The 22,392-nt window shown below is 72.4% G+C and carries 24 protein-coding genes and 1 tRNA gene; 8 read left to right on the forward strand and 17 right to left on the reverse strand.

From position 1 onward, the window contains the following. Positions 1-620 precede the first annotated feature (620 nt). On the forward strand, positions 621-1,433 hold the full coding sequence (locus AB0G50_RS16130) for a transposase (RefSeq protein ID WP_360108218.1): 813 nt from the start codon (positions 621-623) through the stop codon (positions 1,431-1,433). Between the two features lie 350 nt (positions 1,434-1,783). Here the strand turns inward: AB0G50_RS16130 and AB0G50_RS16135 are convergent, their stop codons facing one another. From AB0G50_RS16135 to AB0G50_RS16175, 9 genes are all read right to left on the reverse strand, one after another. Then, on the reverse strand, positions 1,784-2,731 hold the full coding sequence (locus AB0G50_RS16135; RefSeq protein WP_360108221.1) for a hypothetical protein: 948 nt from the start codon (positions 2,729-2,731) through the stop codon (positions 1,784-1,786). Between the two features lie 295 nt (positions 2,732-3,026). Continuing rightward, positions 3,027-3,100, reverse strand: a tRNA-Pro gene (locus AB0G50_RS16140). A gap of 186 nt (positions 3,101-3,286) precedes the next feature. Next, positions 3,287-4,354 (reverse strand): histidine kinase, encoded by a 1,068-nt coding sequence (locus AB0G50_RS16145; RefSeq protein ID WP_360108224.1) that lies wholly within the window; start codon positions 4,352-4,354, stop codon positions 3,287-3,289. Next, positions 4,348-4,989 carry a response regulator transcription factor gene (locus tag AB0G50_RS16150; protein WP_360108227.1) on the reverse strand — a complete coding sequence of 214 codons (642 nt, stop codon included), beginning with the start codon at positions 4,987-4,989 and terminating at the stop codon, positions 4,348-4,350. The genes AB0G50_RS16145 and AB0G50_RS16150 overlap by 7 nt, the downstream gene beginning before the upstream one ends. 42 nt (positions 4,990-5,031) lie before the next feature. Beyond that, entirely contained in the window at positions 5,032-6,441 is a 1,410-nt protein-coding gene (gene der, locus AB0G50_RS16155) for a ribosome biogenesis GTPase Der (protein WP_360108230.1), read from the reverse strand. Further along, entirely contained in the window at positions 6,438-7,091 is a 654-nt protein-coding gene (locus AB0G50_RS16160) for a lysophospholipid acyltransferase family protein (protein WP_360108233.1), read from the reverse strand. The genes der and AB0G50_RS16160 overlap by 4 nt, the downstream gene beginning before the upstream one ends. Continuing rightward, positions 7,088-7,813, reverse strand: coding sequence for a (d)CMP kinase (gene cmk, locus AB0G50_RS16165; protein WP_360108236.1), 726 nt, complete (start codon positions 7,811-7,813; stop codon positions 7,088-7,090). The genes AB0G50_RS16160 and cmk overlap by 4 nt, the downstream gene beginning before the upstream one ends. Before the next feature lie 87 nt (positions 7,814-7,900). Further along, entirely contained in the window at positions 7,901-8,263 is a 363-nt protein-coding gene (aroH, locus tag AB0G50_RS16170) for a chorismate mutase (RefSeq protein WP_360108239.1), read from the reverse strand. A gap of 15 nt (positions 8,264-8,278) precedes the next feature. After that, positions 8,279-9,406 (reverse strand): DUF1015 family protein, encoded by a 1,128-nt coding sequence (locus AB0G50_RS16175; protein WP_360108242.1) that lies wholly within the window; start codon positions 9,404-9,406, stop codon positions 8,279-8,281. Positions 9,407-9,425: 19 nt separating this feature from the next. Between AB0G50_RS16175 and AB0G50_RS16180 the strand changes: the two genes are divergently transcribed. The 5 genes from AB0G50_RS16180 to AB0G50_RS16200 all read left to right on the forward strand — a co-directional run bounded on the left by AB0G50_RS16180 (position 9,426) and on the right by AB0G50_RS16200 (position 13,113). Further along, the gene (locus AB0G50_RS16180; protein ID WP_360108246.1) at positions 9,426-9,908 is read left to right on the forward strand and encodes a cation:proton antiporter regulatory subunit; all 483 of its coding nucleotides are present in this window, start codon (positions 9,426-9,428) and stop codon (positions 9,906-9,908) included. Between the two features lie 5 nt (positions 9,909-9,913). After that, positions 9,914-11,095: a cation:proton antiporter gene (locus tag AB0G50_RS16185; protein WP_360108249.1), complete on the forward strand. Its 1,182-nt coding sequence runs from the start codon at positions 9,914-9,916 to the stop codon at positions 11,093-11,095. 79 nt (positions 11,096-11,174) lie between these two features. Next, positions 11,175-12,350 carry a S8 family serine peptidase gene (locus AB0G50_RS16190; RefSeq protein WP_360108252.1) on the forward strand — a complete coding sequence of 392 codons (1,176 nt, stop codon included), beginning with the start codon at positions 11,175-11,177 and terminating at the stop codon, positions 12,348-12,350. 14 nt (positions 12,351-12,364) lie between these two features. Beyond that, on the forward strand, positions 12,365-12,571 hold the full coding sequence (locus tag AB0G50_RS16195; RefSeq protein ID WP_360108255.1) for a hypothetical protein: 207 nt from the start codon (positions 12,365-12,367) through the stop codon (positions 12,569-12,571). 113 nt (positions 12,572-12,684) lie between these two features. Beyond that, complete coding sequence (locus tag AB0G50_RS16200) at positions 12,685-13,113, forward strand: DUF6319 family protein (RefSeq protein ID WP_360108258.1); 429 nt, start codon at positions 12,685-12,687, stop codon at positions 13,111-13,113. A 56-nt stretch (positions 13,114-13,169) separates the two neighbouring features. On the opposite strand, the gene AB0G50_RS16205 is transcribed toward AB0G50_RS16200, so the two are convergent. Next, on the reverse strand, positions 13,170-14,132 hold the full coding sequence (locus tag AB0G50_RS16205) for an NADPH:quinone oxidoreductase family protein (RefSeq protein WP_360108261.1): 963 nt from the start codon (positions 14,130-14,132) through the stop codon (positions 13,170-13,172). A gap of 175 nt (positions 14,133-14,307) precedes the next feature. After that, entirely contained in the window at positions 14,308-15,081 is a 774-nt protein-coding gene (locus AB0G50_RS16210; RefSeq protein WP_360108264.1) for an SDR family NAD(P)-dependent oxidoreductase, read from the reverse strand. Positions 15,082-15,209: 128 nt separating this feature from the next. Here AB0G50_RS16210 and AB0G50_RS16215 point away from each other — a divergent pair, with 128 nt between their 5' ends. Both AB0G50_RS16215 and AB0G50_RS16220 read left to right on the forward strand, forming a co-directional pair. Further along, the gene (locus tag AB0G50_RS16215) at positions 15,210-15,971 is read left to right on the forward strand and encodes an SDR family oxidoreductase (protein ID WP_360108267.1); all 762 of its coding nucleotides are present in this window, start codon (positions 15,210-15,212) and stop codon (positions 15,969-15,971) included. Positions 15,972-15,973: 2 nt separating this feature from the next. Then, on the forward strand, positions 15,974-16,426 hold the full coding sequence (locus AB0G50_RS16220; RefSeq protein WP_360108270.1) for a MaoC family dehydratase: 453 nt from the start codon (positions 15,974-15,976) through the stop codon (positions 16,424-16,426). Here AB0G50_RS16220 and AB0G50_RS16225 read toward each other — a convergent pair. The 6 genes from AB0G50_RS16225 to AB0G50_RS16250 all read right to left on the reverse strand — a co-directional run bounded on the left by AB0G50_RS16225 (position 16,423) and on the right by AB0G50_RS16250 (position 22,388). Continuing rightward, a complete protein-coding gene (locus AB0G50_RS16225; protein WP_360108273.1) occupies positions 16,423-16,992 on the reverse strand; it encodes a TetR/AcrR family transcriptional regulator in 570 nt (189 codons plus the stop codon). The two genes, AB0G50_RS16220 and AB0G50_RS16225, sit on opposite strands and share 4 nt — an antisense overlap. A gap of 29 nt (positions 16,993-17,021) precedes the next feature. Next, on the reverse strand, positions 17,022-17,777 hold the full coding sequence (locus tag AB0G50_RS16230) for a hypothetical protein (protein ID WP_360108276.1): 756 nt from the start codon (positions 17,775-17,777) through the stop codon (positions 17,022-17,024). Then, on the reverse strand, positions 17,764-19,176 hold the full coding sequence (locus tag AB0G50_RS16235; protein WP_360108279.1) for a VWA domain-containing protein: 1,413 nt from the start codon (positions 19,174-19,176) through the stop codon (positions 17,764-17,766). Before AB0G50_RS16235 ends, AB0G50_RS16230 begins: the two co-directional genes overlap by 14 nt. Next, on the reverse strand, positions 19,173-20,381 hold the full coding sequence (locus AB0G50_RS16240) for a hypothetical protein (protein ID WP_360108282.1): 1,209 nt from the start codon (positions 20,379-20,381) through the stop codon (positions 19,173-19,175). Before AB0G50_RS16240 ends, AB0G50_RS16235 begins: the two co-directional genes overlap by 4 nt. A 72-nt stretch (positions 20,382-20,453) precedes the next feature. Continuing rightward, complete coding sequence (locus AB0G50_RS16245; RefSeq protein WP_360108285.1) at positions 20,454-21,215, reverse strand: SDR family oxidoreductase; 762 nt, start codon at positions 21,213-21,215, stop codon at positions 20,454-20,456. Between the two features lie 27 nt (positions 21,216-21,242). Then, positions 21,243-22,388, reverse strand: coding sequence for an acyl-CoA dehydrogenase family protein (locus AB0G50_RS16250; RefSeq protein WP_360108288.1), 1,146 nt, complete (start codon positions 22,386-22,388; stop codon positions 21,243-21,245). Positions 22,389-22,392: the final 4 nt, after the last annotated feature.

The raw sequence follows: 22,392 nt of genomic DNA on the forward strand, positions 1-22,392 counted from the left end.
TTCGTGGTGGTGTTGCCGGTCGTCGGGCACAGCGGCGGGTCGAAGACGGCGCACACCCCGGTGGGGGCATGGGGTGACCTCCGCGGGACGGCACCGTCCTCGTGCAGATCGCCCGAACCCGACCGCCGGGTCAGGGGAACCGGAAGTGTGCTGAGTGGGTGGTGCCGTCGGTGAGGGTGAGGGTGGCCGGTCGGTGGTTGTGGACCAGGCCGTTGCCGCTGGTGCCGGCAGCACACGTTCATCCGCCCAGGATCTGCTTCGTCATGATCGAACCTCCTGCATTCGTCGAAGCCGAACGGAAACATAAGGTGACCCCGACTGCCGCTGGCGATTTCCATTTCCCGTCAATGAACATCAATGTGTCCGATGCTCGGAAACCGCCCGGCCCGCGGACCATGCATCGAATCCGCAGCCGCCAGAGAAGTCGCGGACAGTCCGTGACCTGTTACCACCCGATCGTGCAATTGCCACATCCTGGCTTCAATGGTCGGCACACAGGTGCGCGACGGCCTCCCGCCGGCCCGGCGTCCACCCTGCAATCCGGTCGGCCGTTCCCCGCAGGGTCGCACGGGACTAACGGAAGAACGACTACTGCCAACCGCCGAGCGGCGGACCGTCCGATGCGGCGGGGCCGATTCGACACGGACGACGTCGGCTACCAGGCCCTGCTCACCGACGTCGCCGCCTGGCCGCAGCGGGTCTGGGCCGTCGAGGGCTGCGGCGGTGTAGGCGAACACCTGTCGCAGCGGCTGGTGGCTGCCGGCGAGAGGGTCGTGGACGTCCCGGCGAAGCTGTCGGCCGGGATACGGGTGTTCTCCACCGGCCACGGGCGCAGGACCGACGCCACCGACGCCCGCTCGGTCGCCTTGGTCGCGCTGCGCACCGAAGGGCTCAACCGGGTCGTCGGGGACCACCGCACCGTCGCCCCGCGGCTGCTCGTCGACCGTCGGGACGAACCCGGTCGGGCCCGCACCGACACGGTCGACCGCCTCCACAAGCTAGTGGCCGAGCCGATTCCGGGTGGCGCCAAGAAGTTCCTCCCGACCGCCCAGGCCCGCGACCTGCTCGCCGGTCACCGAACTCGTCAGGCTGGATCGCAGGATGAAGACCGCGGACAAGCAGCTCGACGCGACCGGCACCCGGTTGCGCGATCTGTACGGCATCGGGCCTTCCGGCGCCGCGCGACTTCTCGGAGATGCCGGCGACGTCGCCGCTTCCCCAACCGGGGCAGGTTCGCCACGTGGAACGGGACCGCACCGATCGACGCCTCCAGCGGTGACCACCACCGCCACAGGCTCTCCAGTGCGGGCAACCGTCGCATCAACCGGGTTCTATGGCCATCGTCCAACTCCGCAACGACATTCCAGGGCGGGCCTACTACCGACGCAAACTCGCTGCGGGCAAGTCACCCACGGAAGCGATCCGCTGCCTGAAACGCCGACTTTCCGACACCGTCTACAAACAACTTGTCAACGATGCCACAGCAGCATCCACGACCACCCCTTGACATAGAGGGGAGCCAGAAGCGATGTTCGGGGCACGGCGGGCCCTCACGCAGCCCCGGAACCCGTCCCCGGCCGCGCAATGGCACGTCACAGCGTGAATCGCGCCTCGACTACCAGGCTGCCGGCACGAATCCGCTGGTCAGCACTGTTCCCATCCTTTGGCGCCCTCCCCAAGGTCCGGCCCTCCGCAGAACGGGTCTCGCGCAGGTTGGTGCCCTCCCCAGGGCTCGAACCCGCGCACGTTTCGTTCGGAGCTTGGTCGTGGACGGTCCGGGGTTTCACCGGCGGAAGGGGCGCCTGGGGTCGCGTGGTGTCACGTAGTCGAAGGTGGCGAACCAGGCCCGGGGCCGGTAGTCGCCCATGTTCAGATGGCGGTTGTGGTCGTCGTCGGGGTCCTCGATGCCGTCCGAGCCGGGGTCGAACAGTTCCAGGATGTCGTGGTCCTTGAACAGCACGTCCGACAGCAGCATCCAGTCCAGATCGTCCTCCCGTTCGGGCAGGCCCGCGAAGTGGGTGTCCAGACCGGACCAGCCGTCGTCCACCGCCGACTCCGCGTACCGCAGGACCAGGTGCAGCGCCATCTCCTCCGCCGCGCACCGCGGCCGGGGCCACTCCCCCGCCGCCAGGTCGGCGGCCAGGTCGTCGAAACAGCGGGCGGCCTGGCGTCGCCACACCGCGTCCTGACGCCAGGTGATCCGCGGGAACTCGTCGAACACCGACCAACCCCCGTCGGCCGGGTCGACCGGATCGTCGCCGAACTCGACCACGTCGTCGTAGGCCAAATCGGCCAGGAACTCCGCCGCCGACCACAACACCGCTGCCGTCCGCGGCGTCACCATGGCCGCCGCGCACACGTCGCACGACTCGTCCCCGCACCCGCACCCCGGGAACAGACCCGCGAAATCCGGCCACTCCGGCAAGGCGTGCCAGTGCTCGTCCGTCTCGGCGGCCGAGTACTCCGCGCCGTCGACCTCGACACCGTCGCAGTCGACGATCGCGTACGGGTCGAGCACGGTCTCCAACGCCACTACCGGATCACCCCGCACGCCCTCGGACTCCTCCTCGCGGACCTGCTCCACGCTCAGCCCCGAGCCGTCCTCGACCACATGGTCCGACTCGGCGATCGACCGCAGCGCGGCCCGCTCCAACGCCACCTCGTCGACCACCTCGACCAACACCTCGACGGTCACCCTGAAACGACGCCGCACCACATCACTCTCGGCCACCCGACGACCCTACGACCAGCACCACTCGACAGGCTTCCGCTTCGGGTCGGTTGACATCGGTCCGCGCACGTCGGGCCAGGTCCGGGCAGGTTCGACAGAATCACCCGTTAGGGTGGCGACCCCATTTGGCGCTGGTCAAAAATCAGGAGCCAGTCGCTCCCGATCCGCTCCTTCACAGCACCCACGAAGATCGTTTCGTTGCCGTCTCGTGACCAGTTTCAAGATCGTTCCGAACGCACGAAAAAGCCCGCTGACCTGGTGTTATTCTCCAGATCCAGCGGGCTTCTTCAGACCGTCGGGACGACAGGATTTGAACCTGCGACCCCTTGACCCCCAGTCAAGTGCGCTACCAAACTGCGCCACGTCCCGGCCACAGCCCCTCTCTCAAGGGGTGCTGCGATAGCTTAGCGCATCTGATCCAACCCCGTTCAACCGGGGGTCGCGAGGTGGCAGGGGCCCGCCCCCGCGAGCCCCTGCATCCCCTCGGTCGACCTGCGCTCCCCCGCGATCGACGGTGTCGACTATGCGGGGTGGCCGGGGGCCGGGGCTACCACCTTAAGTCGAGTTGTTCTTGTCAACTTTCGACGGACCCGAAGGTAGGTTCGCTTTCACCGTCCAGCCTCCGTCCGGGGTGCGGCCCGTGGTCAGGGTGCCTCCCGCTTGACGCACTCGTTCCCGCAGGCCGTGTAGGCCGGTGCCTCCCTCCGAAGAAGGGGACGGGGCGGATGGGGGTGGGGTGTTGATCACCGTCACGTGCAGGCAGCCGTCCACTGAGGACAGTCGCACGCGGACGGTTGAGCCGGGGGCGTGTTTCGTCACGTTGGTCAGGGCTTCCTGGACCACTCGGTACGCCGCGCGGGCCGTCGGTGGGGGCGGGGTGGGGGAACGGTCGTCCAGGGTTACCGACAGGCCGGCGGCCCGAGCGCGGTCCACCAGGGTGTGCAGGGTTTCGACCGGGGGCGGTGAGTCGAGCAGGCCCAGGGCGGTGCGCATTTCGGCCAGGGCCTCCTTCGCCGACGATCGCAGGCGGGTTGCCGTTTGCCTCGTTCGGGGGTCGTCCGATGTTGCCGCCAACGCCGCCGACTCCACGGCCATCAGGGTCACGTGGTGGCCCACGGCGTCGTGGATCTCGCGGGCGATGCGGGCTCGTTCCGACGCGCGGGCGGCCGACTCCCGAGCCTCCAGCTCCGCTCCCCTGGCCCTCGACTCCTCGGCCAGGCTCGCGGTCAGGCGTTGTCGGGTGGTGATGAGCGCGCCCAACGCGGTCGGGGCGCCGGACATGAACAGGCCGAAGGCGTAGGTCAGGATCGCGCCGTTCCACCTCAGGTCGATCACCACCACCGACGACGCCAGCACGGCGGCCAGCAGGGCCCAGGCGACCATGACCACGACGCGTGACGACGTTCGGCCGATCCGGTACAGGGCGACCACCATCGGGGGCCAGCCCAAGCCGCCGATCAGGCCCGGGAGGCACAGGACGGCGGCGAGCCACGGGCGGTGCCGGCGCACGGGCAGCAGGGCGCACGCGGCCAGCGCGGCCCACGGGGACCAGGCGAACGGCACGTAGTCGGCGAGCAGGACCATCGCGGCGGGTGCCAGGACCACCAGCAGCTCGATCACCACAGCGGCACCCGGTGGGCGACGAGCGCGGCCTGCACGCGGTTCTCCACGCCGAGTTTCGTCAGCACCGTCGACACGTAGCTCTTGACCGTGGCCTCGGTCAGCCCGAGCGACGCGGCGATGGCGCTGTTCGGGTTGCCCGCCGCCAGGAGCTCCAGCACCTGCTGCTCACGCGCGCTCAGCCCGGTGACCGGCGGCCGGGTCCGGAACCGGCCCGCGAGGCGGAGCTTGGGCAGCAGGCGGGCGGCGATCCGGGGGTCCAGGACCGCGCCGCCCGCGGCCAGGTCGAGCACCGCGCGCTCCAGCGCGTCGGGTTCGGCGTCCTTCAGCAGGAAGCCCTGGGCGCCCAGGTCCAGCGCCGTCGCCACGTAGTCGTCCAGGTCGAACGTCGTCAGCACGGCCACCGCGGGCGGCGACGTCCACGCCAGCATCGCCCGCAGCGCCGCCAACCCGTCCATCCGCGGCATCTGCACGTCCACCAGCGCGACGTCGGGCGAGAACCGCCGCGTCACGTCCAGCAGCTCGGCGCCGTCCGACGCCTCGGCCACGACCTCGACCGCGCCGCCCGCCTCCAGCAGTACGCGGAGCCCCCGACGCAGCAGGGGCTCGTCGTCCGCCAGGACCAATCGCACCGGCACGCGACCCAGGCAACCGCACCCCGGTGGGCGGGGCAACCCGCGTCACTTCTTCGGGCGCTTCTCCCTCACCCGCACCGAGACGCGCACCGGGCTGCCCTCGAAGCCGAACTCCTCGCGCAACCTGCGCTCGATGAACCGGCGGTAGCCCGCCTCCAGGAAACCGCTCGTGAACAGCACGAACGTCGGCGGCCGGGTGCCCGCCTGGGTGGCGAACAGCACCTTGGGCTGCTTGCCGCCGCGCACCGGCGGCGGGGTCGCGGCGATCAGGTCGGTCAACCACGCGTTGAGCCTGCCGGTCGGCACGCGGGTGTCCCACGAGTTCAACGCGGTGCGCAGGGCGGGCGCGAGCTTGCGCACCGAGCGACCGGTCAGCGCCGAGATGTTGACCCGCTCGGCCCACGGCACCCGCACCAGCCCGCGCTCCAGCTCGCGCACCATCGCGAGGCGCCGGTCCTCGTCCACGAGGTCCCACTTGTTGAACGCCAGCACGCACGCCCGACCCGAGTCGACCACCATGCTGAGCACCCGCAGGTCCTGCTCGCTGATCGGGTCGGACGCGTCCAGCAGCACGATCGCCACCTCGGCCGACTCGATCGCGGCCTTGGTGCGCAGCGACGCGTAGTACTCCGCGCCGGAGGCGAAGTTCACCCGCTTGCGCAACCCGGCGGTGTCCACGAACCGCCACACCTCGTCGTCCAGCTCGACCAGCGAGTCGACCGGGTCGACGGTGGTGCCGGCGACCGAGTCGACCACCGCGCGCTGCTCGCCGGTGAGCCGGTTGAGCAGCGAGGACTTGCCGACGTTCGGCCGGCCGACGAGCGCGACCCGCCGCGGACCGCCCGCGCCGGAGGCGAACGTGTCGCGCGGCGTCTCCGGCAGCACGTCCAGGATCTTGTCGAGCAGGTCGCCCGACCCGCGCCCGTGCAGACCGCTGACCGGCACCGGCTCGCCGAGCCCGAGCGACCACAGCGACGCGACCTCGCCCATCAGCCGCTCGTCGTCGACCTTGTTCGCCACCAGCACCACGGGCCGCTTCGAGCGCCGCAGCACCTTCACCGCGGCCTCCTCGGTGGTGGTCGCGCCGACCGAGGCGTCGACTACGAACACGATCGCGTCCGCGGTGTTCATGGCCAGCTCGGCCTGCTGCGCGACCGACGCCATCATGCCGGTGGCGTCGGGTTCCCAGCCGCCCGTGTCGACCACGGTGAACTTGCGGCCGTTCCACAGCGCGTCGTAGGCGACCCGGTCCCGGGTCACGCCCGGCACGTCCTGCACGACCGCCTCGCGGCGGCCGATGATGCGGTTGACCAACGTCGACTTGCCCACGTTCGGCCGGCCGACCACGGCCAGCACGGGCTGCGGGGGCGCGCCCGAGTCCTCACCGTCGAACCCGGCTTCGTCGAACGCGGCCCAGTCGGACTCGTCCGCCCAGGTGCCGTCCAGGTCCGTCATCGTGCTTCTCCACTCACGCTTCGCTGACTGTCGAGCTCGGCCACCAGCGTGGCCAAGCGGTCGCGAACGCGCTCGGTGGCGTCGACCAGCGCCTGCCTGCCCTTGTCGGGCGGCAGCGCGAAGGGTTCGCCCACCAGCACGTCCACGACGGGGCGGAACCGCCTGCCGGAGCCCTCCGGGCGTCGGGTGCCGCGGCACGCCACGGGCACCACGAGCGCGCCCGTCGACCGCGCCAACCAGGCCGCGCCCTGCTGGGCCTGCGACACGTCGCCCGCGCCGCGGGTCCCCTCGGGGAACACGCCGACCACGCCGCCCGCGCGCAGCACCTGCTGCCCGGTGATCAACGGCGTGCGGTCCGGCTCGCCCCGGCGCACCGGGATCTGCCCCATCGCCCGCAGGCCCTTGCCCGCGAGCCCCTTGAACATCTCCTGCTTGATCCAGAACGCGACCCGCCTGCGGAACGTGCCGAGCAGGAGCGGCCCGTCCACCATCGAGCTGTGGTTGGCCACGATCACGACCGGGCCCTCCAGGGGCACCCGGTCGGCGTGGTGCACCCGGTACCGGTAGCACGACCGCAGCGGCACGCGCGAGATCCACCGACCGACGTCGTGCAGCCAGGGCACGTTGCCGTCGGGTAGTTGAGCCGTCACCGCACCCGTCCGCTCGGTTCCGCGACCAGACCGCGCTCGTCCACCAGGCGCAGCAACGCGGCCAGCACGCCGGCCAGGTCGAGTTCGGTGGTGTCCAGCCGCACGGCGTCCTCGGCCGGCCGCAGCGGCGACACCGCGCGCGACGAGTCGAGGGCGTCGCGCCGCTGCACGTCGACGAGGGTGGCGTCCACAGTGGACACCCGGCCGGAAGCGCTGTCCTGCTTGGCCCGGCGCTGCGCGCGCGCCTGCGGGTCGGCGGTCAGGTAGACCTTCAGCGGCGCGTCGGGCGCGACGACGGTGCCGATGTCGCGACCCTCCACGACGACGCCGCCCACACCGTCGAGCGCGTCGGCGATGATCGCCTGCTGCTGCGCCACGACGAGCGCGCGCACCCGCGGTTCGGCGGACACCGCCGACACCGCCGACGTCACCTCCGGGCCGCGGATCTCCACGCCGACGTCCTCGCCGTCGAGCGCGGTGGTCGAGTGCTCCGGGTCGACGCCCTGCTCGACGCGCGCCGCGTGCACCACCTCGGCCACGCGGTCCGCGTCGGCCGGGTCGACGCCCGCGCGCAGCACGGCCAGCGTCACGGCGCGGTACATCGCGCCGGTGTCCAGGTAGCGGGCGCCCAGCGCGGCGGCCAACCGGCGGGCGGCGGAGGACTTGCCGGTGCCGGACGGCCCGTCCAGGGCCACCACGCCACGCAGCTCACCGTGTCCCACGGGTGTTTCCTCCTCAAGGCGACGGCGGTCGTCAACCTCCTATTGTGCCTGGTGCCGCCGGTCACGCCGAATCCGGTGGTCAGTGCTTCAGTGGTTGAGGTCGGTGCGCAGACCGGCCGCGCCGCGCAGGTACACGTGGCGGACCGACCCGCGGGGCAGGTCGGTCTCCACGTGGGCGAGCAACCGGATCACCCGCGGCATCGCGCCGGGCACCGCGATCTCGGTGGCGGACAGCAGCGGCACGTCGGCCAGACCCGCGATGCGCGCCGCGTACGCCGGGAACTCCGACACCAGGTCGGGCGTGGCCGTGAGCACCGCGCTGATGAGGTCGTCCGGGGCCAGGTCGTTGCGGGTCAGCACCTCGCGCACGAGTTCGGCCGTGGCCTCCAACACCTGGTCCCGCTCGTCGGCGTCGACCTGGGTCGCGCCTCGAATCGCTCGCACCGCCATGCGTCCGACCCTAGGTCAGTCGAGGTCGGCCAGCAGGAGACCGCTGCGCGGCTTGGGCGTGAAGTAGGTGCTCTTGCGCGGCATCCGACCGCCCTCCGCGTGCACCCGCAGCACGTCGGGCAACGGGACCGGCGCGAGGTAGAGCATCACGTCCGCGTCCAGCGCGGTCGTGGTCGGGCGCACGTGCGGGCTCTCCGGGTCGAGCCCGAGCGCCCGTTCCAGCAGCACGGACTCGACCAGCGCGTGGTCGACGCCGTGCGCCGGCAGCGTCACCTGCACCGCGTCCGCGCCGGACCGCGCGATCACGTGGCCGGGCGAGGGGCGCACGTCGCCGACCGGTCGCACGTCCAGGCCCACGGCGCGCCAGGCCGCGACGGCCTCCGCCAAGGTCAGCCCGGTGCCGGTGATGGCCCGGTGGATCGGTCCGACGCGCAGGTCCGGACCGGCCGTGACCAGCGCCAACAACCCGGACAGACCCGCCGCCGCGGCCGCCGCCACGCGGTGGTTGCCGTCCGCGACCATCAGCGGGTGCGCGCCGGCGGCGGCGAGCAGGGCGTCCTGGTGGTGGCCCGGTCCGACCAGCCACAGCCAGTGCCGGCGCCCGCCGGGGTCGACCATGGACACGGCCGGCTCGTCGGTGACCGCCGCGACCAGCGACGTGAGGTCGGACCGCGGCGACCCGGTCGTCTCCGGCGGGCCCGCGGGCACCGGCACCAGCAGGGCGGCGCTGGTCACGCAGGCCAGGGCGGTCAGCACGCCGGCCCGCTCGGCGACCACGTCGGGGTAGACCTCCTCGGTGTGGCCGACGGCCGCCGGGTCGGCCAGGCACAGCAGGCCGTAGGCGGTGCCGTCCGGTCCGTCGACGCGGTAGGGCGCGACCACGTCGTGCACGTGGCGGTAGTGCAACCCGCGCAGTTCGCCGAGGGTCGCGACGGCCTGCGGGAGCGCTTCCCGTAGGGTCAACCCGGCGGCTAACGCCCGCGGTGTGCGGTGCGGGTGCTGCACGGCGAGCAGCGTGCCGTTCCGGGCGCCGGCCAGCGCGCCGACGATCCGCTCCGGCTCGGCGAACTCGTCGACGTCCGGTCCGGGCACCCGGTCCCTGACCACCCACCCGCTACGCAGCGCACGCACCCGTTCAGCCATGTCGCCTATGATCGCGGACATGAACGTCGAGGTCACGCCGTTGCCCGGGATCGGCACCCGCCAGGACTTCATGATCCGCGCGGGTCGCCGGATCGGGGTGATCACCTATCGCGACGGCAAGTTCGAGCTGATCGTCTCGAGCAAGGACGACCCGGACGACTGCTCCGCGTCGATACCGCTCACCCCGACCGAGGCCGGCACGTTGGCGGGTCTGCTCGGCGCGCCGCAACTGGTGGCGCACCTGAGGGACCAGCACTCGGACATCACGGGCATCTCGACCAAGCAGTTCCCGATCGTGCCGGGCTCGGACTTCGACGGGCGCACGCTCGGCGAGACCGAGCTGCGGACCCGCACCGGCGCGTCGATCGTGGCCGTGGTGCGCGCGGGCGCCGTGTCGCCCTCGCCGCGACCGGACTTCGTGTTCGCGGGCGGTGACCTCGTGGTGGTGGTCGGGACGGCCGACGGGCTCGGCCAGGCGGCCGACATCCTGGGTGGTGGCTGAGCGCCTTGCACACCACGGCAATCGCCCTCATCCAGCTCGGCGCGGTGTTCTTCGGGCTCGGCCTGCTCGGCAGGTTGGCCTGGCGGATCGGCATCTCGCCCATCCCGCTGTACCTGCTCGGCGGTCTCGCGTTCGGCCACGGCGGCCTGATCCCGTTGACCGGCATCGAGGAGTTCACCCACATCGCCAGCGAGATCGGCGTGATCCTGCTGCTCCTGCTGCTGGGGTTGGAGTACTCCGCGGCGGAGCTCATGACCGGGTTGAAGCGGTCGTGGATGGCGGGTGTGGTCGACATCGTGCTGAACGCGACGCCGGGCGCGCTGGCCGCGCTGGTGCTCGGCTGGGGTCCGGTGGGCGCGCTCGCGATGGCGGGCGTCACCTACATCTCGTCGTCCGGGATCATCGCGAAGGTGCTGGGCGACCTCGGCCGGCTCGGCAACCGCGAGACGCCGGTGGTGCTGTCGGTGCTGGTGTTCGAGGACCTGGCGATGGCCGTGTACCTGCCGATCCTCACCGCCGTGCTGGCGGGCGTGAGCTTCCTCGGCGGGTTGACCGCGGTCGGGATCTCGCTTCTGGCGATCACCGTCGTGCTGGTGATCGCGCTGAAGTACGGCAAGTACGTGTCGGCCGTGGTGGACAGTCCCGACGCGGAGGTGTTCCTGCTCAAGGTGTTGGGCTCGGCGCTGCTCGTCGCGGGCCTCGCCTCGCAGTTGCAGGTCTCGGCGGCGGTGGGCGCGTTCCTGTTGGGCATCGCCATTTCCGGCTCCACGGCGGAGAACGCCACCCGGATGCTGGAGCCGTTGCGGGACCTGTTCGCCGCGATGTTCTTCGTGGTGTTCGGGTTGAACACCGACCCGGCGTCGATTCCACCCGTGCTGGGCTTGGCCGTCGCGCTGGCCGTCGTGACGACCGCGACGAAGGTCGCAACCGGTTGGTGGGCCGCGAAAAGACAGCACATCGGCAAGCTCGGCCGGGCCCGCGCGGGCGCCGCGCTGGTGGCGCGCGGCGAGTTCTCGATCGTCATCGCGAGCCTCACCGTGGCCTCCGGCGCGGTGGACGGCAGGCTCGCCGCGCTGGCGACCGCGTACGTCCTGTTGATGGCGGTGCTGGGCCCGGTCGCCGCGCGAGTGGTGGAACCGCTGGCCAAACTAGTCCGAAAGCGTGGAACCGAGCCGGCGACCGCGTGAACCCGGTGCGGACGGACTGACGATTCCCCGGGGAGGGCATAGGAAAGACAGCCTCCCCAACCCCTGGAAGGGGGCCGTCATGTCTGAGCCTTCCGGAGCCGAGACCACCGGCCGCTACCTCGTGTTATTGGAAGACGGCGCGATCGCCGCGGGCGCGCACGAGCTGAGCCGGGTGGCCGGAATCGCCGCCACCACCACGGCCGACACCGTCACCAGCGAGCAGCTGGCCGCCACCGACGGGATCATCCTGCACGAACTCGGCGTCGCCGTCGTCACCGCGGAACCGGACCAGGTCACCAGGTTGACGCGGGCCGCCGAGGGTGCGGGCCCGATCGCCGTGGTCGAGGCCGAACGGGTCGTGCAGGCCTACACCGCGTCGACCGAGGACGCCGTGGCCGCCGACGAGAGCGTCTTCACCTGGGGCCTTCAGGCCGTCGGCGCGACGGTCAGCACGGCCACCGGCGCGGGAGTCCGGGTCGCCGTGCTGGACACCGGTTTCACCACCGCGCACCCGGACTTCGCCGGTCGCACCGTGCTCACGAACTCGTTCATCACCGGCGAGTCGGCGGAGGACGCGCACGGTCACGGCACGCACTGCATCGGCACGTCCACCGGTCCGCGCAAGCCCGCGAGCGGCGGGCCGGGCTACGGCGTCGCCTACGAGGCCGAGGTCTACGCCGGGAAGGTGTTGTCCAACGCGGGTTTCGGCTCGGACGGCGGCATCCTCGCGGGCATCGCGTGGGCGGTGGCCAACGGGGTCGCGGTGATCTCCATGTCGCTCGGCGCGGCGGTGCGGCCGGGCGCGGCGTACTCGCAGGTCTTCGAGCAGGCCGCGCAACGCGCGCTCGCCAAGGGCACGCTGATCGTCGCCGCGGCGGGCAACGAGAGCCGCCGGCCGGGCACCGTCGCGCCGGTCGGGCACCCGGCCAACTGCCCGTCGATCCTCTCCGTCGGCGCGATCGACGAGAAGCGCGCGCTCGCGCCGTTCTCCTGCGGCACCGTCGACACCGTCGGCCAGGTCGACGTGGTGGCGCCGGGCGTGGACGTGTACTCGGCGTGGAACAGCCCGGACAGCTGGCACCGCCGGCTCCAGGGCACGAGCATGGCGACGCCGCACGTGGCGGGCGTGGCCGCGCTGCTGGCCCAGCACCACCAGGCGCGCGGGTGGGAGCTGTGGGCGCGGCTGGCGCAGTCGGGCCGCCGGCTCGGGCTGCCGTCGACGGACGTGGGCACCGGGTTGGTGCAGGCGCCCTGAGCACCGCGGTCGTGGTGTCGGTCGCCGGGGGCAGCCTCGGCGACCTGGCCCGCGTGGTCGAGGCGCTGCGCGGCGCGGGGCTCGTGGTGGAGCAGGTGCTCGAGCCGCTGGGCCTGGTCACCGGCGCGGTCGCGGCGGACGGGGTCGACGCGCTGCGGTCGGTGCCCGGGGTGGCCGCGGTCGAACCGCAGCGGGTGGTCCGGCTGCCGCCCGAGGTGTGATCCGCGTCCGATCGGCCGACGCCCTACGCTGTGCGGGGCAATCGACCCTCCGTCGAACAGGTGTTCTAGAATGCCGGCGGGTCGAGCAGGTTGAGCCGAGAGGAAACGACAACGTGGCGGACACGCTCGTGGAGCAGGACGACCAGGTGGACGCCGAGGCGCCCGCCGCACCCGTGCAGGACGAGAAGCCCGAGGTCGCGGCCGAACCCGCGGTGAAGCCCGAGCCGGAGGCCAAGCCCGCCGCCAAGCGGGCCAAGAGCACGGTGAAGAAGACCCGGACGGTCGAGCTGACGCTGACCGTCACCGGCACCGCCGACGGCGAGTGGCAGGCCGACCTGGTGCACGGCACCAAGCGCGTCGTCACCGGCCTGTCCGTCGCGGCCGCCGCGGTGTCCCGGGCGGCCAAGGAGTTGCACGAGGACATCGCCGGCGGCATCGACGAGGTCATCGAGGCGGCCCGGTCCCAGCACCGCACCCGCATGGAGGAGCTGGAGGCCGAGCTCGCCAAGGTGAAGGCCGCGCTGGCCGAGCTGAGCGACTGACCTCGGGTCCGACGCGGAGGGCCGCACCCCTGAACCGGGGGTGCGGCCCTCCGCCGTCAGCGGGACGGGTCGAGCAGCAGCTTGCCGGTGGTGCGCCGGGCGCGGAGGTCCTCGTGCGCGCGCCGGGCCTCGGACAGGCCGTACTCGCCGCCCGGCACCGCCCGCAGCTCGCCGCGCAGCACCAGGTCGAACAGCTCGGCCATCGCCCGGTGCACGACCCGGCCGGGCAGCCCGAACGCGTGCGGCAGCCACATCCCGGTCACGGTGGTGGTGTGCGAGAGCAGCGCGGCGGGCGCGATCGGGGTGGGTTGCTCGCGGCTCGCCATGCCGTAGAACGCGAGCCGGCCGAACGGCGCCAGCGCCGCGAGGCTCTGGTCGGTCACCACGCCGCCGGTCATGTCCAGCACCACGTCGACCCGCCGGCCGCCGTTGGCCTCGCGCAGCGCGGCGGTGATGTCCTCGGCGGCCGAGTCGACCGCGACGTCCGCGCCGAGTTCCACCGCGAGCGCGCGCTTCTCCTCGGTGCTCGCGGTCGCGATGATCCGACCCGCGCCCCACCTCCGGGCCAGCTGCACGGCGAGCGTGCCGACACCGCCCGCGGCGGCGTGCACGACGACGGTCTCCCCCGGCTCCAGGTGCGTGCTGCGGCGCAACAACAACCACGCGGTCGCGCCCTGCACGACCATGCTCAGCGCGGTCAGGTCGTCCACGCCGTCGGGCACGTCGAACGCGGTCGCCTCGGGCCCCACGGCCTTCTGCGCGTACCCGCCCGCGCCGTCGGTGGTGAGCACGACGACGCGTCGCCCCTCCGGCGTGCGCCCGACGACCTCACCGCCGGGCACCAGGGGCAGCTCCATGCGGGCGAGGTAGGAGTTCTCGACCTGGTGCGTGTCGGCGTAGTTGAGCCCGGCGCGGTCGACCTCGACCAGCAGCTCGCCCGGCCCGGGCTCGGGGTCGGGCAGGTCGACCTCGACCAGGGTTTCGGGACCGCCGAACTCGGTGATCTGGATGGCGCGCAACGCTTTCAGCCTTCCTCGAGGGGTGCGGCGGGACAACCCGCCGGGTGGTTCCGGGTGACGCGCGGCGATCGCCCCAGGGACGATCGTCCGGTGGCGGAGGGTTCCGGTCGGCGCACCGGGCAATCGTCTCCCGAGAGCCCGGTGGACGGGGGATTCCGGTTGGCGCGCAACGCTTTCAGTCCAGGGGCTCGACGGACAACCTGCCGCCGTCCGGCGACCGGGGTCCGGGAGGGTTGCGGAACGCGAAGGGTTCGCTCGGGCGGCCGGACTGGACCCACCAGCACTCCCCCGTGCGGCCGGAGTCGACGGCCCGGTCGAACGCGTCGACCACCGCCTCCACGGTCAGGATCGGCATGCCGGCCGACTCGAGCGCGTCCTTCACGCCGGTGATGATGCCGGTGTCGGCGAACGAGGGGCACACCGCGTTCACCGCGATGCGCTCGCCCTCGAGCACCGGGCCGAGCGCGCGCACCAGCGCCACGACGGCCGCCTTGTTCGCGCCGTACAACGGGTCCATCGGCATCGGCATCAGGCCGGCCATGCTCGCGGTGGCCAGCAGGTGGCCGCCGCCGCGCGCCCGCAGCGCCGGGATCGCCGCGTGGACGCCGTAGACCACGCCGTCCAGGTTGACGCCCATGACGGCGCGGTAGCGGTCGACGTCGAAGTCCTCGCCGAGGCCGAACCCGGTCGCGATGCCCGCGTTGAGCACCGCGACGTCCAGGCCGCCGAACCGGTCGACGGCGGTGGCGACGGCCCGTTCGCTCGCCGCGGGATCGCGCACGTCACACCGGACGAACACACCGTCCACGTCGGCCGCGACCTCCGCGCCGCGCTCGTCGACGTCGGCCACCACGACGTGCGCGCCGCGGCCCGCCCACCGCCGGACCAGCCCCTCGCCGATGCCGCCCGCGGCGCCGGTGACCAGCACGACCTTGCCGTCGAACTCCACGCGCGCCTCCTCGCCGGAGGATTCCGACCAGTCGGTATGGTCACCCCCGCGTCGCTCTGGCGTCAAGGCCGGGCACGCACTAGGTTACTAAGCGGTTGCTTAGGCCTGCACAACGAGGAGGACCGACCGTGGCCGACAACGACGCACGCGTCGCCATCGTCACCGGCGCCGCACGCGGGATCGGGGCCGCCGTCGCGCGACGGCTCGCGGCCGACGGGCTCGCCGTCGCGCTGCTCGACCTGGTCGAGGAGTCCTGCGCGCCGGGCGTGGCGGAGATCGAGGCGGCCGGCGGGCGGGCGCTCGCGGTCGGCGTCGACGTGGGCGACAGCGCCGCGGTGGAGGCGGCCGTGGCCCGGGTGGTCGACGGGCTGGGCGCGCCGACCGTGCTGGTGAACAACGCGGGGATCCTGCGGGACAACCTGCTGTTCAAGATGACCGACGACGACTGGGACGCGGTGATGACCGTGCACCTGCGCGGCGCGTTCCTGATGAGCCGCGCCGTGCAGCGGCACCAGACCGAGGCGGGCTGGGGCCGGATCGTGAACCTGTCGAGCACGTCCGCGCTGGGCAACCGGGGCCAGGCCAACTACGCGGCGGCCAAGGCCGGGTTGCAGGGCTTCACCAAAACCCTCGCGATCGAACTCGGGCGGTTCGGCGTCACGGTCAACGCGATCGCGCCGGGTTTCATCGCCACCGACATGACCGCCGCCACCGCGGCCCGCGTCGGCATCGACTTCGAGGACTTCAAGAAGGGCGCGGCCGCGGCGATCCCGGTGAACCGCGTCGGCACGCCCGAGGACATCGCGCACACCGCGTCGTTCCTGGTGAGCGAAGGGGCCGGGTTCGTGTCCGGTCAGGTGGTCTACGTCGCCGGCGGACCGAAGGACTGAGCGTGCGCACCTTCGCCTCACTGGACGAACTGGCGGGCGCGGTCGGCACGCACCTGGGTTTCGGGCCGTGGCACGAGATCACCCAGCGGGAGATCGACCTGTTCGCCGACGCGACCGGCGACCACCAGTGGATCCACGTCGACCCGGAGCGCGCGGCGGCGGGCCCGTTCGGCGCCACGGTCGCGCACGGCTACCTGACGCTGTCGCTGATCCCCTTGCTGGTGCGGGAGGTCTACGCCGTCGACGGGTTGTCGATGGGCGTGAACTACGGGTTGAACAAGGTCCGCTTCCCGCACCCGGTCGTGGTCGGCTCGGCGGTGCGGGCGGGCGCGGAACTGCTGTCGCTGACCGACCTGCCGCCCGGCAAGCAGGGCGTGGTCAAGGTCGTGGTGGAGATCGACGGCGCGCCGAAACCCGCGTGCGTGGCGGAAACCGTGGTGCTGCTGGTGCCCTAGGGGCGCAACGACGCGAGCAGCAGGTCGGCGTAGTGCGCGCCGACCTGCTCGGCGGTCAGCTCGCCGTCGGGGTGGTACCAGCTGTCCAGGTGGTGCACGCCGCCGAAGAAGAAGTGCACGACGAGGTCGGCGGGCGTGGTGCCGGCGAACGTGCCGTCGGCCTGCCCCTCCTCGACCAGCCGGCGGAACCGCTCGTGGTAGCGGCGGCGTTCCCCGCGCATCTCGGCGCGCTTGTCGTCGGCGAGGTGGTCGGCCGAGCGGAAGTAGACCTTGGCCTGGTCGAAGTTCCGCACGCTCGTCACGATCACGTCCACCGCCGCCGCGTGCAGCCGCTCCGCGATCGGCCCGGCGCCGGCCGCGATCTCCTCCAGCCGCGTCGTCTGCACCCGCAGCAGGCTGCCGTAGATCTCGTGCAGCAGGTCGTCCTTCGACCCGAAGTAGTGGTACATGGCCCCTTTGGTGACCCCGGCGAGGTCCACGATCTCCTGCACCGCGACCCGGTCGTACCCCTTCTCCGCGAACAGCCTGGTGGCCGCCGCGATCAACCGCTCGGGAACCGTTCTCATGAGGACAGCATCGCACGGGCGCCCGGTCCTCACTGGAACATGGCGATCGGCCGGATCACCAGCTCACCCGTCGTCGCGCGCCAGCTCTGCACCTTGCCCAGGCACCGCGCCTGGAACCGGCCGTCGGGCACCACCTCGTCGCGCAGACCCTGGCCGTGGCAGTCGACGCGCACCTGCGCGCCCTCCTCGTGGTCGTCCGGATCGCCGAACGGCGCGAGGAACGTGGTGGTGCCGCCCGCTTCACCGGCCACCCGGAACCAGCCCTTCACCGACACGTACGAGTCGACCTTGCGCAGCCGCGCGGTGCGCTGGTCGCCGTCGAGGTGCTTGTCCAGCGCCACGTTGCGCACCATCGTCAGGTCGCGCAGGTCGGCGTGCACCACGCCGTGCGCGGACTCCAGCGCGGCGAGCACCGCGCCGATGACCGTGATGCCGTCGTGGTTCTCGATGTAGGTCTTGACCACCTCGCGCCCGGACGACCGCGCGCCCTCCAGGCCGACGTCGAGACCCTTCAGGGCGATCTTGCCGTCCTTGTTCACGCCGACCCGGTCCACGACCTCCTTGGTCATGGCGTCGCCGTAGCCGCCGACCTGGTAGAGGTCCATGACGGCCTTCTCGTCCAGGTAGATGGTCAACCCGGGCAGGTCCGCGGCGCCCCGCCGACGACGTTGCCGCCAGGCGAGCACCACCAGCGCGACCGACACCGCGATCGCGAGCGCGGTCACCAGCCAGACGACGGCCCACACCCACCAGACCGACCACCACAGCGCCCTATCGACATCCACGGATCTCCTCCACCGCCTCACCGAGGGAACCCGGCGTCGCGTCCACGACCCGGCCGCCGGACGCGCGGGTCAGCTCGGCGAGCTCCGCCGGGTCCGCGTCGCCCAGCCGGATCGCGTACGTGCGCGGCGGGATCGGCCACGCGGCGCGGAACGCCTCCCGGTCCAGGCCCGCGTTGTTCTCGCCGTCGGTCAGCAGCACCACGGTCGCGCCCGGGTAGGTCCGGTAGGCGTGGTCCAGCGCCGAGTAGACGGCCGTGTGGTCGGCCAGGTCGGCCGAGCCCGAGGTCACCGCGTCCAGGTCGGCCCGGCTGGTGATCGTGGTGCTGCGCTCGTCGAGCACCTGCCCCGCGAACCGCACCACGGTGATCGTCTCGCCGAGGTGGAACTGGTCGAAGCCGCCCGAGTGCGCCAGCACGTCGAACGCCCGGTGCAGCGCGTCGAGCCGCTCCCCCGCCATCGACCGCGAGTGGTCCAGCACGAACACCACGCGCGACGGCGTGCCGGCCCGGTCGTAGGCGGCGAGCAGCGCGTCCAGCACCTCCTGCGCGCCGGGGAAGTACAGCGCGGTGCCCACGCCGCCCGCCAGCGCGCCGGTCCGCGGCACGTCCGGGTTCACCGGCCGGTAGTGCCCGGTCTCCATGATCCGCCGCTGCGGGCCCGGCCCGCGCAACCACGCCACCACCCGGTCGTAGCCGGACCGGCGCTCGGCCTTGCGCAGCATCAGCGGGAAGTCGGCCAGCACGATGCCGTCGCGCGGGTACACCACGTCCAGACCTGCTTGCGCGGCAACGGCCTCGGACACCGCGACACCGTCCACTTCGGACAGACGACCGCGCAGCGCGTCGAGGTCGGGCGCGGTGAACGCGCGTCCGGCCAGGAAGGACTGGAGCTTGTCGCACCGCACGTCGGCCGGCGTCAGCGCGGCGCCGGTGCCCGCGGCCGCGGTGGCCACCCCGACCAGCGCGATGAGCCCGGACCCGGAGCGGCGCGGGTCGGTCATGCCGTAGCGCAGCTCGCCGCGACCGGCCGCCGACGCCAGTTCCGCCCACGACGGCTGCGCGCCGAACCGCGCGGCCACCCCCGGTCGCACGCCCAGCACGAGCGGGGACAGCATGATGCTGGTCGACAGCGGCGGCTGCGCCCGGCGCAGCGCCAGGAACCGGTCGGTCGAGGGCCACACGAGGTCGTGCCCGTCGGAGGCGTCGGCGGACGCGGCGACCGTGCCGCGGTAGTCGAACCGCAGTTCCACGCCGGTGTCCCGGGTCAGGTCCGCCCACAGCGGCTCGAGGACCCGCAACTCCTCGTCCGCCAGCACGGTCAGCGACTCGCGCGGCGCCGGGGTCGCGGTGCACGCCGCGCCCACCAGCAGCACCACCAGGAGCAGCGCGGACCTGGTCACCGGCAGCCACCGACCTCGGTGACCATCCGCTCCAGCAGTGGCAGGTCGGGCAGCCACGTCTCGGTGTCGCCGACCCCGCTGCGCGGCGTGGGCAGCCCGCGCGCGGTGAGCTCGGCGGCCAACTCGCTGTCCGCGTACGTGCCGCCGGCGCCGAACACGTGGAAACCCAGTCGCACCGCGCGTTCCCGCAGCGCCTGGTTGCCCTCCACGAGCCGGCCGAGCCGGTCGCCCGCGTCGGTGAACGACAGGAACTCCGGCACCGTCTCGTGCTGCGCCTCGGGGTAGAGCAGCACGTGCTCGGTGTCCGGCCGCCCGGCGCCCTCCAGGGCGCGGAACTGGTTGGCCAGGAACTGGTGCTCGTAGATCGCCACGATCGGCGCGAACGTGCGGCCCTCGGGCGCGAAGAACTGCTGCGCCAGGTCGTCGCCGTGCTGACCCTCGATGTCGAACAGCGGCTTGATCCGCCGGGCGACGGCCAGCGCGGCGGACTCGTCGTGCGGCGTCTCGTTGCCGTTGGCGGCGAACGCGACCAGCGCGAGCCAGGTGGACCCCGAGTAGGTGCGGCACGGGTCGGAGGTCTGCGCGACGATCCGGTTCCCGTTGCGCAGCGGCGGGTAGTGCTTCCAGTACTCCTCGTCCGGCCCGGCGGTCAGGGTGCCGTCCATCAGCTTCACGAAGGCCGGCACGTCGAGGTTGTAGTACAGCGCCGGATCACCGCCCTGCGGCTTGATCACGCCCGCCGTCAGCAGCGCGTCCGCGTACTCGCGGTAGGTGCCGAGCACGAGCGGGCTGAAGAACGGCTTCTTCGACACCAGGTGCTTGCCCTTGCGCCGGTCGCGCACCCGGTCGGCGGTGGCCTGGCCGGACGGGAACACGAAGTCGTAGCTGTCGAGGTCGTCCTTGTCCGCGATCTCCCGCGAGCCGACGGGGGTCAGGTCGACCTGGAACCCGTGCGCCATCAGGACGCGCTTGACCTCGGCGTCCTCGAAGAAGTCGCGCTTGGAGGCGAGCATCCCGCGCACCACCGTGATCCCCTGCGCCGGCAGCGTCACCACGCCGCCCGCGAACAGCGCGATCGCGCCCGCCAGCGCGACACCGGCGGAGATGCCGAACGGGAGCAGGAAGCGCTTGCGGCGGAACGGGGTCCGCGGCGGGTTCCGGACGGTGAAGCGCGGTTCCTCGACGACGGTGCGGTTCGCGGTCACGGACTCTCCCCTGAGTGCGCCCGGGTGCACACAGGGTATGTCGACGGTCACCCGTTCCGGGTTACAACGGCGTCAGCCCCCGACGGTTGCTCCGCCGTCCACGACGAACGTCGCCCCGGTGGTGTAGCCGCCCGCCGCCGAAGCGAGGAACACCACGGCCGCGGCCAGTTCCTCGGGGTCGCCGACCCGGCCGATCGGCAGCCGCGCGATGTGCGAGTCCAGGTAGCCCTCGGGGTACTGGTCGGTCATCTCGGAGGCGAAGTAGCCGGGCGCGACCGCGTTGACCCGGATGCCCTTGCGCCCGGTCCACTGCTGCGCGAGGTCGCGGGTCAGGCCGATCAGCGCGGCCTTGGACGCCGAGTAGGCCGCCTGGGGCAACCCGCCGGAGACCAGGCCGAGCACGCTGGAGACGTTGACGATCGAGCCGCCGCCGGTCATCACCGCGGCCGCCGCCTGCGCCATCCAGTACGCGCCGTTGAGGTTCACGTCCACCACGGCGCGGAACTGCTCGGGCGTCTCCCGGGACGCGGGCACCGCGGAGGCCACGCCCGCGTTGTTCACCAGCACCCGCACGGCGCCGAACCCGGCCGCGAGCCGGGCCACCTCCTGGCAGTCCTCGGGCCGCGACACGTCCGCCCGCACCACGAGCGCGCGTCGACCGGCCCGCTCGACCAGCGCGGCGGTTTCCGCGAGCCGGTCCACGCGGCGGGCCGCCAGCACCACGTCGGCGCCGGCCTCGGCCAGCCCCCTCGCGAACGCGACACCCAGCCCGGACGACGCGCCGGTCACGATCGCGACCTGGTCGTCCAGCCGGAACCGGTCGAGGATTCCCATGTGCGCCAAGCCTTTCCGGTATTCAGCTCACAGACCGAGGTCCCGGCCGATGAGTTCCTTCATGATCTCGTTGGAGCCGGCCCAGATCCGGGTCACCCGGGCGTCCATCCACGCGCGCGCCACCCGGTACTCGGTCATGTAGCCGTAACCGCCGTGCAGCTGCACGCACGCGTCGAGGATCTCGTTCTGCACGTCCGCGCTCCAGTACTTGGCCTTCGCCGCGTCCACGGCGGTCAGCTCGCGCCGGGTGTGCGCCTCGGTGGCCTGGTCGACGAACGCCTGGGTCACGTCGACCTTGGTGACGAGTTCGGCGAGCACGAACTTGTTGTGCTGGAACGACCCGACGGCCTGCCCGAACGCCTTGCGCTCCTTGGCGTACTCGATCGTCTCGGTGAGGATCTGCCGCGCGTGCGCCAGGTTCGAGATCGCCGCGCCGAGCCGTTCCTGCGGCAGCCGCTCCATCATGTGCACGAAGCCGCGGTCGACCTCGCCGATCACGTTGTCCGCCGGGATCCGCACGTCGGTGAAGAACAGCTCGGCGGTGTCGGACTCGGGCTGGCCGACCTTGTCGAGCTTGCGCCCGCGCTCGAAGCCCGGCATCCCGGTCTCCACCGCGAACAGCGTGATGCCCTTGGCCTTGCGCTCCGGACTGGTGCGCGCCGCCACCACGACCAGGTCGGCGGAGAAACCGTTGGTGATGAACGTCTTCGAGCCGTTGAGCACCCAGTCCGACCCGTCCCGCACGGCGGTCGACCTCAGCGCGGCGAGGTCGGAGCCGCCGGACGGCTCGGTCATCGCGATGCCGGTGGTCAGCTCGCCCGAGCAGAACCGCGGCAGCCACCGGCGCTTCTGCTCCTCGGTGCACAGGTCGACCAGGTAGGGCGCGACGACGTCGGCGTGGATGCCCAGGCACGACGCGACGCCCGCGCTGACCTTGGCCAGCTCCTCGCCCAGGACCGCGTTGAACCGGTAGTCGTTCGCGCCGCCACCGCCGTGCTCCTCGGGCACCTCCAGGCCGAGCATGCCCTGGCGGCCCGCCTCCAGCCACACGTCGCGGTCGATGTGCCGCTGCGCCACGAACTTCTCGTAACCCGGCCGGATCGTGCGCTCCACGAACGCGCGCGCGGACTCGCGGAACGCGTCGTGGTCCTCGGTGAACAGCGTGCGGCGCACCGGT

Origin of the sequence: Actinosynnema sp. NPDC020468 (assembly GCF_040642015.1) — a bacterium.
GTDB lineage: Bacteria > Actinomycetota > Actinomycetes > Mycobacteriales > Pseudonocardiaceae > Actinosynnema.

What these genes read in the sequence shown, in the direction of transcription:
- AB0G50_RS16245 (WP_360108285.1), bottom strand. Translation starts at nt 21,215, where the DNA reads ATGGGAATCCTCGACCGGTTCCGGCTGGACGACCAGGTCGCGATCGTG.
- AB0G50_RS16180 (WP_360108246.1), top strand. Translation starts at nt 9,426, where the DNA reads ATGAACGTCGAGGTCACGCCGTTGCCCGGGATCGGCACCCGCCAGGAC.
- aroH (WP_360108239.1), bottom strand. Translation starts at nt 8,263, where the DNA reads ATGGCGGTGCGAGCGATTCGAGGCGCGACCCAGGTCGACGCCGACGAG.
- AB0G50_RS16225 (WP_360108273.1), bottom strand. Translation starts at nt 16,992, where the DNA reads ATGAGAACGGTTCCCGAGCGGTTGATCGCGGCGGCCACCAGGCTGTTC.
- AB0G50_RS16175 (WP_360108242.1), bottom strand. Translation starts at nt 9,406, where the DNA reads ATGGCTGAACGGGTGCGTGCGCTGCGTAGCGGGTGGGTGGTCAGGGAC.
- der (WP_360108230.1), bottom strand. Translation starts at nt 6,441, where the DNA reads ATGACGGACCTGGACGGCACCTGGGCGGACGAGTCCGACTGGGCCGCG.
- AB0G50_RS16190 (WP_360108252.1), top strand. Translation starts at nt 11,175, where the DNA reads ATGTCTGAGCCTTCCGGAGCCGAGACCACCGGCCGCTACCTCGTGTTA.
- AB0G50_RS16130 (WP_360108218.1), top strand. Translation starts at nt 621, where the DNA reads ATGCGGCGGGGCCGATTCGACACGGACGACGTCGGCTACCAGGCCCTG.